Raw genomic sequence first — 9,162 nt, forward strand, 5'->3', positions numbered from 1 at the left:
CGGAAGCTGTGGGATAAGTCCGTCCGGGGAAAGGGGAACCTCGGCCTTAAGCCGATTTGTGCAACAGAGCCCTCGCACCAGGGTTCGCAACATACCAACGAGCAGTTTCAACGCCTGCTGGCCACAACGGCAGCACTTTCTCGGTGAGCAGGGCGAAAAACGTCTGGGAAAAAATTTGGTGATGGTGGGTTTCTTCTCGGCGCTGAAGACCGAACACACAGCCGCAAAATTTACTGTATCCGCAACGAGGCACATGTCGACGTGTTCGATTATATCGAGTGGTTCTACAACCCGCGCGGGTGATATTCGAAACTGGACTGTCTCAGCCCCATGGGGTTAGGGACCCAAGCTATGCTGGCTTAACCTGCTGTCCACGAAACCAGAAGCAGCTCAAATGGGCCAGCCCGGCCATGATCCGCGCGAAGCCTCTATGTCGCCCCATCACATTCGACGATTGTAGAGCATCTCCGGCAGGCCATACTCCAGAGGCGCATCGCATTACCACAGCCCATTGCGATTGAGGAAGATTATTCCGCTTAGAACTCGCCGGCCGCCAACGCGTGTTTTTGCCCGTTCGTCAGGGCAAACCCCCCGGCCTGTTTTCTGATCTCCTCACCTTGGAAAAGAAGGGGCTGAAGGCACGCCATCCGCGCATCGGTCAGCCAGAAGAGATTGCTCATGGTTCAGCCTCCGCGCAGAGGCTGAACCATGAGGATCAGGCAAAATCGATAGGTTCTGAGCCCGGACGCTTCTGGCGCCGCTTCGCCGGTGCCGTTAGATTGCACGCATGATGTTGAACATGATCGTTACAGGGGTGGATTCGGATCAGCCGCCGGTGCTGCTGGCGCATGGGCTGTTCGGGTCGGGGCGCAATCTCGGCGGGCTTGCCCGGCGACTCGGAGAGACCCGGCGGGTAATCGCGGTCGACATGCGCAACCATGGCGACAGCTTTCACGACACCGACCACAGCTATCCGGCGCTGGCCAGCGACCTGGCCGAGGTGATCGAGGCCTATGGCGGCCAGGCGGATGTGCTGGGCCATTCCATGGGCGGCAAGGCTGCAATGATGTTGGCCCTGACCCGCCCGGAATTGGTGCGGCGGCTGGTGGTGATGGACATCGCCCCCTTCGCCTATGGTCACAACCAGGCCGGCCATATCGACGCCATGGAGGCGACCGAGCTGGCCGAGCTGCGCCTGCGCTCCGAGGCCGACGCCCGGTTGGCCGAGCATGTCGTCGACGCCGGTGTGCGGGCCTTTCTGCTGCAATCTCTGGATCTGAAAGCCGATCCGCCACGCTGGAAGTTCAACCTTGTGGCGCTGCGCGATCAGATGCCGCTGCTGGTCGGCTGGCCCGAGGCCCCCCGGGGCACCTTCGCCGGGCCGGCGCTGTTTCTGGCCGGAGAGACCTCGGATTATTGCCAGGCGCCGCAGCGCGAGGCGATCCATTCACATTTCCCGCAAGCCGAGATCCGGATGATTTCCGGTGCCGGGCATTGGCTGCATGCCGACCGGCCCGCCGAGGTGGCCGAGGCCGTCGCGGACTTTCTGGCCTAAGTTACGCACTCGTCGACGCCTAACGTGCTGTGCGGATTGCGTATTCACTCCAGTCAAAGAGGAGAGCAGCATGGCGCAATCTCGTTACGAGTCTACCGATTTCGATTGGTCGATCTTCGAAGCGCTTTGCCACACGAGCCGCGTGGGGTTGTTGGCGTGAGTGATCGCCGGGTTCTGAACGGCATCTGCTGACGGCAGAAAACCCGGTCGTCCTGGGAAAGAGCTACGGGACCATCGTGACCCGATACGAGAAGCGCGACACCAACTTTCCCGCACCGATCAAGCTCACCGAAACTCGCATCTGACCCATCAATCATGACCGGCTTCTTCTTACGGCAGCATCCTCCGCCAGCCCGACCATCATCCACGCGAATCCTCATGCCCCATCGCTTCCGGCAATCGTAGGGCGTCCTTGGCTGGTCATATTCTTTCGATGCGCGCTTCCATCACAATGAATTGTTATATAACAATATTATTACAATCGTCACGCCCGGTGATCAACGCGCGGCTTGCTCGATGGTGGGAAAACCGTCCCTCGGACTGATTTCCGCGCTCCTCACCTTGGGCAAGAAGGGCTGAAGATGCGCCATCTGCGCATCGGTCAGCCAGGAATGATCGCTCATCGATCCGTCCCCTTCCGGAAGCTGAATCATGCGGGTCGCACAAAAAACGATGAGTCCCGGTCCTGGACGCCGGATCGGGATCACCCCGGTGGACAGCGCAGCGACAGCCGCGCTTCGCCGGTATCGCCGGGGATGCGGCTGCGCAGGCTGTTGGGGATCGCTCGGCAGCCGGTGGTGCGCTCGGCAGCGATGACCATCAGCTCCGGAACCGCCATGCGTTCGCGCCGTGTCAGATAGCCAAGGCGGATCACCTCGGCCTCATGGGGTTTCTGGAACACGGCAAAGCGGATGCCGTCCAGGGTGATGTCATGCCGTGTCGCGCCAAGGAATTGCGGCGCCGGCGAGGCACAGGCCGAAAGCGACAGGACAAGAAACAGAATCACACGCATGCACCGACCCTAGCCGCAAGTGGTTAAGGAAGTGCTAAGATGTGGCGGAACCACGCGCCGGCGCCGGCGTTGAGGCGCGAGCCCATCCTTGCAGGAGATTGAATATGCGCCGAATTCTTCGAGTCACCCCGGTTCTCGCCCTGCTGGCGCTGGCGGCGTGCCAGACGGTGCAGGGCGCGGGGCGCGACATGCAGAGCGCCGGACAAGCCATCACCCGCGAGAGCCAGGAGGCGCAGTCCGGGCTGTAGGGCCTCAGCCGCGGGGCGCGCATTGTGCGCAGAAGGGCGTGTCGGGGATCAGGTCGAGGCGCGGCGCGGCGATGTCGTCGCCGCAGATGGTGCAATAGCCGTAATCGCCGGTCTCGATGCGGCGCAGCGCCGCCTCGATCCGCTTCAGCTCGGCCTGTTCCGCATTGCCAAGTGCTTGAAGAACCTGGTCATCTTCCTGTTCGATCGCGGCATCGTCCCAGTCCTGGGGCAAGGGATCGTCAAGCTCGTCCCGGATGCGGGCGAGATCGGCCAGGATGGCGTCGCGGCGCGCGGTGAGACTGATCTTACGGGCATGCAGGTCCATGGGATCCTCCGTTGAAACGGGCCGATCTTACGTCGCGTCCGGGCGGCCCGCCCTTGACTTGCGTCAAATCGAGGCCGGTTTTCCGGGGCGTGCCGGGCGTGCAGCGGGGGTGCACGGCGCGTACACCGTTCGTGCACCGTTCCCGCCATCGGCCGGGATCCGCCGGAAGCGCCCCCGGGACCGGGAGATTCCTTGCCGATGGCGGCGACGAATGCCCGCCTCTGGTTTGAGGGGTTTTCCGGCTGGTTTAGGCTTGGCGCATAAACGAGCAGCAAGAAAGGAACGAGCATGCGCCGGATTCTGACGATCGGGGTGCTGATGGCAGGAATGGCGGTCGCGGGTTGCGAGACCATGCAGGGCGCGGGGCGCGACATGCAGAGCGCCGGGGCGTTGCTGACCGACCAGGCGGCGAACAGCCAGGTGCAGATGGGACAGGCCCCCACGACCTATGCGCCGCCGGCGGTGACGCCGCAGCCCTATTGAGCCGGTAGCGCGGCTTTCACCGTTCCGGGCGGAACGGACGGCGCAGGCCGCGCGACCCGTCGCCCAAGCCATGCCGGCGGCGACCCGGCACCGGCATCGCAGGGCACGCGCCAGGGCTTGGGCGCCCAGGTTTCGGGGTGCCGAGCGCCCGCGATCCCAGCATCGCGGGCCTGCACGATTCATTGGTTCCGAAGCCGGAAACATGCTATGATCCGGGCACTTGCCTTGGTTCGCCCAAGGGGGGCGCCATGTCGGACACCCTGCTTCTGCTGATGCTCGTATTGGTCATTGCCCTGGTCAGCGTGATCGGGGGAATCGTCGCGCTGCTGAAACAGCAGGTCATCCTGGACAAGGACGGCAATCCCAGCGAGATCGAGCTGCCGTGGTTCGGCAAGATCCGGACCAATTATCCGTCGCTTTTCGCCATCGCCCTGGGAATCGTTCTGGCGGGCTTCGTGTCCGCGAAGCTCGACCCGACCGTCGAGATCAGGAACATGTCGCTGATCGCCACGCTGGAGACCGACGACCTGCCCTCGGGCAGCTATGTCATGGTCGCGGCCTTTCCGCAGCGCTACCTGCGCGGCTCGAGCGAGCTTTTCAGGGACGGCAAAGGGTCCATCGAACTGTCGGTGGACGAGCCCGGCCCCTACAGCGTCGTGGCGCTGTCGCCGACCGAGTTCGACGGGGACGGCCGGCCGGTCTACACGGTCACGCAAGGCCCCGCGACATTCGACGCCACCAGCAGCCGGCTGCTGTTCACCGGCCGGCTGACGCGGAGCGGCGACCCGGGAGGCATGGAATGAGAGGAATGAGAGGCGCGACCCTGACCGCGGCGCTGCTGGCCATGGCGTTGCCGACGGCCCCGGCAAGCGCGGAAACGGCCCTTATCCAGGGCAAGCTGAAAGACGCTTTGGGACAGCCGGTCGCCGGCTATCCGATCGTCCTGGAAAACCAGACCAGCACCGCGCAGGGCTGGTCGAGCAATATCGGCTTCACCTCGGCGGAGGGGGAGTTCTCGATCTCGGTGGACCAGCCGGGAAACTATGTCGCGAAACTGCCGACCGATCCCGCGGCCACCGCCAGCTTTCAGGTCCTGCCCGACCTGTTCATCAACGCGGACGATCCGCAGGCCGCCCGGCAGGACATCGGCGTCATCCTGCTGCCCAAGCAATAGGCTGCCCGGAACGGCGGGATATCCCCGCCGCGCCGCTCAGCCGTCCATCTTCAGCGCCTGGATGAAGGCGGTCTGCGGAATCTCGACCTTGCCGAACTGGCGCATCTTCTTCTTGCCGGCCTTCTGCTTTTCCAGCAGCTTCTTCTTGCGCGTCGCGTCGCCGCCATAGCATTTCGCGGTCACGTCCTTGCGCATCGCCGAGAGCGTCTCGCGCGCGATCACGCGCGAACCGATGGCGGCCTGGATCGGGATCTTGAACATGTGGCGCGGAATCAGCTCCTTGAGCTTTTCCACCATCGCCCGGCCGCGCGATTCGGCGCGGTCGCGATGCACCATGATCGACAGCGCATCCACCGGTTCGTCATTGACCAGGATCGACATCTTGACCAGAAAATCCTCGCGATATTCGCTGATCTGGTAGTCGAAGCTGGCATAGCCCTTGGTCACCGATTTCAGCCGGTCGTAGAAGTCGAACACCACCTCGGCCAGCGGCAGGTCATAGACCACCATGGCGCGGTTGCCGGCATAGGTCAGGTCCATCTGGATGCCGCGGCGATCCTGGCAGAGTTTCAGCACGTCGCCCAGATATTCGTCGGGCACCATGATCGTGGCCTTGATACGCGGCTCCTCGATATGGTCGACATAGGTCAGGTCGGGCATGTCGGCGGGGTTGTGCAGGTCGCGCACCTCGCCGTCCTTCATGTGCAGCTTGAACACCACGCTGGGCGCGGTGGTGATCAGGTCCAGATCGTATTCGCGTTCCAGCCGGTCGCGGATCACCTCGAGATGCAGAAGCCCCAGGAAACCGCAGCGGAAGCCGAAGCCAAGCGCCGCCGAGGTCTCCATCTCATAGCTGAAGCTGGCGTCGTTCAGGGCCAGTTTCTCGATGGCGTCGCGCAGCGCCTCGAAATCGTTGGCATCGACCGGGAACAGGCCGCAGAACACCACCGGCTGCGCCGGTTTGAAGCCCGGCAGCGGCGCCTCGGCGCCCTTGCGTTCATGGGTGATGGTGTCGCCGACGCGGGTGTCGCGGACCTGCTTGATCGAGGCGGTGAAGACGCCGATCTCGCCCGGGCCCAGCTCGGCGATGTCCTGCATCTGCGGGCGCAGCACCGCCAGCTTGTCGATGCCGTAAACGGCGCCGGTCTGCATCATCTTGATGCGGTCGCCCTTTTTCACCACGCCGTCCATGACGCGGATCATGACGACGACGCCCAGATAGGCGTCATACCATGAATCGACCAGCATCGCCTTGAGGGGCGCGTTGCGGTCGCCTTTCGGGGCCGGCAGGCGGGTGACGATGGCCTCCAGCACATCGGGGATGCCAAGGCCGGTCTTGGCCGAAATCGGGATCGCGTCGGACGCGTCGATGCCGATCACGTCCTCGATGTTTTCCTTGACCCGCTCGGGTTCGGCGGCGGGCAGGTCGATCTTGTTCAGGACCGGGACGATCTCGTGACCGGCGTCGATGGCCTGATAGACATTGGCCAGGGTCTGCGCCTCGACCCCCTGGCTGGCATCGACGACCAGCAGGCTGCCTTCGACGGCGCGCATGCTACGGCTGACCTCATAGGCGAAATCGACATGGCCGGGCGTGTCGATCAGGTTCAGCACATAGGTGCGCCCGTCCTTGGCCGGATAGTCGATCCGGACGGTGTTGGCCTTGATGGTGATGCCCCGCTCGCGCTCGATATCCATGCTGTCCAGCAGCTGGGCCTTCATGTCGCGTTCGGCGACCGTGCCCGTCAGCTGGATCAGCCGGTCGGCCAAGGTGGATTTGCCGTGGTCGATATGGGCCACGATCGAGAAATTGCGGATGAGGTCAAGGTCGGTCATGGCCGGGCTATACAAGGGCTTTGGCGTTGCGGAAAGGGGGTTCGAGAGGCGGCTCAGGAGATGGCGACGAAACCGGCCTCGCGCAGCCGGCGCCGGCGCAGCGCCGCCTCGCGCCACATGGTGTAGCAGCCCGAGGCGACGATGATCGCGGCGCCGGCCAGCGTCGCCGCGTCCGGATGCTCGCCGAAGACCAGGAAGGCCAGGATCAGGGCGAAGACCAGCCGGGCATAGCGATAGGGGGCGAGCGCCGAGGCCTCGCCCAGCCGGGTGGCGGCGACCAGCAGCGCATAGCCGCCGACGCCGACGGTGATGCAGGCCAGGACCAGCAACCATTGCCGCGGGCTGGGCATGACGAAGTCCTGCCCCAGCACCAGCCCCATCAGCACCGAGGCGATCAGGATGGCGAAGAAGGCCGAGGCGGCCAACTGGTCGGAATGGATATGCGCCGGCACGCGGCGGGTGGCAATGTCGCGCGCCGCCAGCCCCAGCACCGCCAGCAGCGCCATCAGCGACACCGGCTGGAAGCCCGCCAGCCCCGGCCGGATGACCAAGAGCACGCCGAGAAAGCCGGCGATGATCGCGCTCCAGCGCCGCCAGCCGACCGGCTCGCCCAGAAACAGCGCCGCGCCCAGCACGATGGCCAGGGGCAGCGCCTGCATGATCGCCGCGGTCGAGGAGAGCTCCGTCAGCGCCAGCGCCACCACGATGCCGATCGAGCCCACCGCCTCCATCAGGCCGCGGAACAGCACGATGGGGCGGAGGAGGTCGCGGGTGAACAGCCGCCCGCCCTTGAGCTTCAGCATGGCGCCGAAGGCCAGGAAGCCCAGAAGCCCGATCAGGCCCAGCACCTGCGCAAAGGGCAGCTCGGCCGAGAGCAGCTTGATGAACATGTCCTCGAAGGCGAACAGCACCATCGAGACGACCATCAGGATCGCGCCACGGAAGTTTTCGGTGACCATCGGTCGCAGCCTCGTGAGGGGGAGTTGCGCCCGCGGCGCCGGACCGCGATCATAGGCCGGTTCCCGACCGGGCGAAAGGCCCGGGCGAAGGGGAAAGCGCGAAAGGATGCAAAGATGAAGTTCCGCGTCGAGGACATGAGCTGCGGCCATTGCACGGCCGCCATCGAGAAGGCGGTGGCCGAGGCGGGCGGCCGGGCGGCCACCGATCTCGCCGCCCGCAGCGTCACGGTCGAGGGGCTGGACCCGGCCCGCGCCGCGGCGGTGATTCGCGCCGCCGGCTATACGCCGGAACCGGCCTGAGCCGGCGGCCGGCGCGGCGCGGCGCGCATATCTTGGGGGTCAGAGGCCGGCGCCCCGCCATCCGTGGTCACGGCCGCGCGATTGAGCCGTGAGGCGGCTTCTGCTAAGCTTCGCCCGACAAGATGCGCGGCGGAAAGAGGGTGTCCGGCCCCGTTGCCGCGCCACGAGCGAGGAGACAGAGATGATGAACCGCCTGATGATCGCCGCCGCCGCGGTGGTCCTGACCACGCCGCTTGCCGTCGCGGGGCCGATCGATTCCGCCTGCGTGCGGTCGGATCGCGGCGCGCGCAACAGCCAGGTCTGCGGCTGCATCCAGCAGGTCGCCGACCAGACGCTGTCGCGGGCCGACCAGCGCCGCGCCGCCCGCTTCTTCCGCGACGCGGACGAGGCGCAGGACGTGCGCATGTCGAAAAGCGATGCCGACAATGCCTTCTGGGCGCGCTACAAGAATTTCGCCGCCGCGGCCGAGGCCTATTGCGCGCGGTGAACCGGCCGATGCGCATCACCGTACTGACCGGCGCCGGCATATCGGCCGAAAGCGGGATCCGCACCTTCCGCGCCACCGACGGGCTGTGGGAGGAGCACCGCATCGAGGATGTCGCCACGCCCGAGGGCTTCCACCGCGACCCGGCGCTGGTGCATCGCTTCTACAACTTGCGCCGCGCCGATGCCGCCCGCGCCCAGCCCAATGCCGCGCATCGGGCGCTGGCCCGGCTGGCCCGGCACCACCAGCTGACGCTGATCACCCAGAACGTCGACGACCTGCACGAGCGCGGCGGCTCGCCCGAGGTCATCCACATGCATGGCAGCCTGCTGGACGCGCTCTGCGCCGGCTGCGGGCATCGCTGGCCGGCCTCGCTGGTGATGCGGGCACCGGACCCCTGCCCCGGCTGCGGCAAGCCGCTGACCCGGCCCGACATCGTCTGGTTCGGCGAGATCCCCTATCACATGGAACGGATCTGGGCGGCGGTGGAAGCGGCCGAGATCTTCGCCGCCATCGGCACCTCGGGCCAGGTCTGGCCGGCCGCCGGCCTTGCCCAGCACGCCCGCCGCGCCGGCGCGCGGACCGTCGAGCTGAACCTGGCCGCCTCGGCCGTCGCCGGCGATTTCGCCGAGCATCGCACCGGCCCCGCGACCGAAGTGGTGCCGGCCTGGGTGGACGCGCTCTGCGGCTGACCGCCTCCGCCTCCTCACCGTTTCCCAAATACTCCCGGGGGAACGCCGGGCTGGCCCGGCGTGGGGGCAGAGCCCCCGCCCCCCCCCCCCCCCC

At 65.9% G+C, this 9,162-nt stretch carries 14 protein-coding genes; 8 read left to right on the plus strand and 6 right to left on the minus strand.

Annotation, left to right across the window (positions count from 1 at the left end; translation table 11 throughout):
• Window positions 1-536: 536 nt before the first annotated feature.
• Window positions 537-680, minus strand: coding sequence for a hypothetical protein (locus tag ACFOMP_RS11240; RefSeq protein ID WP_379030588.1), 144 nt, complete (start codon window positions 678-680; stop codon window positions 537-539).
• 110 nt (window positions 681-790) lie between these two features.
• Here ACFOMP_RS11240 and ACFOMP_RS11245 point away from each other — a divergent pair, with 110 nt between their 5' ends.
• Complete coding sequence (locus tag ACFOMP_RS11245; protein ID WP_379030582.1) at window positions 791-1,555, plus strand: alpha/beta fold hydrolase; 765 nt, start codon at window positions 791-793, stop codon at window positions 1,553-1,555.
• A 497-nt stretch (window positions 1,556-2,052) separates the two neighbouring features.
• Here ACFOMP_RS11245 and ACFOMP_RS11250 read toward each other — a convergent pair whose 3' ends face one another.
• Window positions 2,053-2,178 carry a hypothetical protein gene (locus ACFOMP_RS11250; RefSeq protein ID WP_379030486.1) on the minus strand — a complete coding sequence of 42 codons (126 nt, stop codon included), beginning with the start codon at window positions 2,176-2,178 and terminating at the stop codon, window positions 2,053-2,055.
• 80 nt (window positions 2,179-2,258) lie between these two features.
• Window positions 2,259-2,567 carry a hypothetical protein gene (locus ACFOMP_RS11255; RefSeq protein ID WP_379030489.1) on the minus strand — a complete coding sequence of 103 codons (309 nt, stop codon included), beginning with the start codon at window positions 2,565-2,567 and terminating at the stop codon, window positions 2,259-2,261.
• A 104-nt stretch (window positions 2,568-2,671) separates the two neighbouring features.
• Here ACFOMP_RS11255 and ACFOMP_RS11260 point away from each other — a divergent pair, with 104 nt between their 5' ends.
• Complete coding sequence (locus ACFOMP_RS11260) at window positions 2,672-2,815, plus strand: entericidin A/B family lipoprotein (RefSeq protein WP_289893505.1); 144 nt, start codon at window positions 2,672-2,674, stop codon at window positions 2,813-2,815.
• A gap of 4 nt (window positions 2,816-2,819) precedes the next feature.
• Here ACFOMP_RS11260 and ACFOMP_RS11265 read toward each other — a convergent pair whose 3' ends face one another.
• Entirely contained in the window at window positions 2,820-3,140 is a 321-nt protein-coding gene (locus tag ACFOMP_RS11265; RefSeq protein ID WP_289893504.1) for a TraR/DksA family transcriptional regulator, read from the minus strand.
• A gap of 288 nt (window positions 3,141-3,428) precedes the next feature.
• Here ACFOMP_RS11265 and ACFOMP_RS11270 point away from each other — a divergent pair, with 288 nt between their 5' ends.
• The 3 genes from ACFOMP_RS11270 (at window position 3,429) to ACFOMP_RS11280 (ending at window position 4,797) form a co-directional block, all read left to right on the plus strand.
• Complete coding sequence (locus ACFOMP_RS11270; protein ID WP_289893503.1) at window positions 3,429-3,623, plus strand: entericidin A/B family lipoprotein; 195 nt, start codon at window positions 3,429-3,431, stop codon at window positions 3,621-3,623.
• Between the two features lie 248 nt (window positions 3,624-3,871).
• Window positions 3,872-4,426 carry a hypothetical protein gene (locus ACFOMP_RS11275; RefSeq protein ID WP_379030494.1) on the plus strand — a complete coding sequence of 185 codons (555 nt, stop codon included), beginning with the start codon at window positions 3,872-3,874 and terminating at the stop codon, window positions 4,424-4,426.
• A gap of 5 nt (window positions 4,427-4,431) precedes the next feature.
• The gene (locus ACFOMP_RS11280; RefSeq protein WP_379030497.1) at window positions 4,432-4,797 is read left to right on the plus strand and encodes a carboxypeptidase-like regulatory domain-containing protein; all 366 of its coding nucleotides are present in this window, start codon (window positions 4,432-4,434) and stop codon (window positions 4,795-4,797) included.
• Window positions 4,798-4,833: 36 nt separating this feature from the next.
• On the opposite strand, the gene lepA is transcribed toward ACFOMP_RS11280, so the two are convergent.
• Complete coding sequence (gene lepA / locus ACFOMP_RS11285) at window positions 4,834-6,633, minus strand: translation elongation factor 4 (RefSeq protein WP_289893500.1); 1,800 nt, start codon at window positions 6,631-6,633, stop codon at window positions 4,834-4,836.
• Window positions 6,634-6,686: 53 nt separating this feature from the next.
• The gene (locus tag ACFOMP_RS11290) at window positions 6,687-7,592 is read right to left on the minus strand and encodes a DMT family transporter (RefSeq protein WP_289893499.1); all 906 of its coding nucleotides are present in this window, start codon (window positions 7,590-7,592) and stop codon (window positions 6,687-6,689) included.
• A gap of 114 nt (window positions 7,593-7,706) precedes the next feature.
• Between ACFOMP_RS11290 and ACFOMP_RS11295 the strand changes: the two genes are divergently transcribed.
• From ACFOMP_RS11295 to ACFOMP_RS11305, 3 genes are all read left to right on the plus strand, one after another.
• Window positions 7,707-7,892 carry a heavy-metal-associated domain-containing protein gene (locus tag ACFOMP_RS11295; protein ID WP_289893498.1) on the plus strand — a complete coding sequence of 62 codons (186 nt, stop codon included), beginning with the start codon at window positions 7,707-7,709 and terminating at the stop codon, window positions 7,890-7,892.
• Window positions 7,893-8,073: 181 nt separating this feature from the next.
• Window positions 8,074-8,379, plus strand: a complete 306-nt coding sequence (locus tag ACFOMP_RS11300) for a hypothetical protein (protein ID WP_379030502.1) — start codon at window positions 8,074-8,076, stop codon at window positions 8,377-8,379.
• Window positions 8,380-8,387: 8 nt separating this feature from the next.
• The gene (locus tag ACFOMP_RS11305; RefSeq protein WP_289893497.1) at window positions 8,388-9,068 is read left to right on the plus strand and encodes an NAD-dependent deacylase; all 681 of its coding nucleotides are present in this window, start codon (window positions 8,388-8,390) and stop codon (window positions 9,066-9,068) included.
• The last annotated feature ends 94 nt before the right edge of the window (window positions 9,069-9,162 follow it).

The sequence above is a fragment of the Paracoccus simplex genome (genome assembly GCF_042648325.1).
Classification (GTDB): domain Bacteria; phylum Pseudomonadota; class Alphaproteobacteria; order Rhodobacterales; family Rhodobacteraceae; genus Paracoccus; species Paracoccus simplex.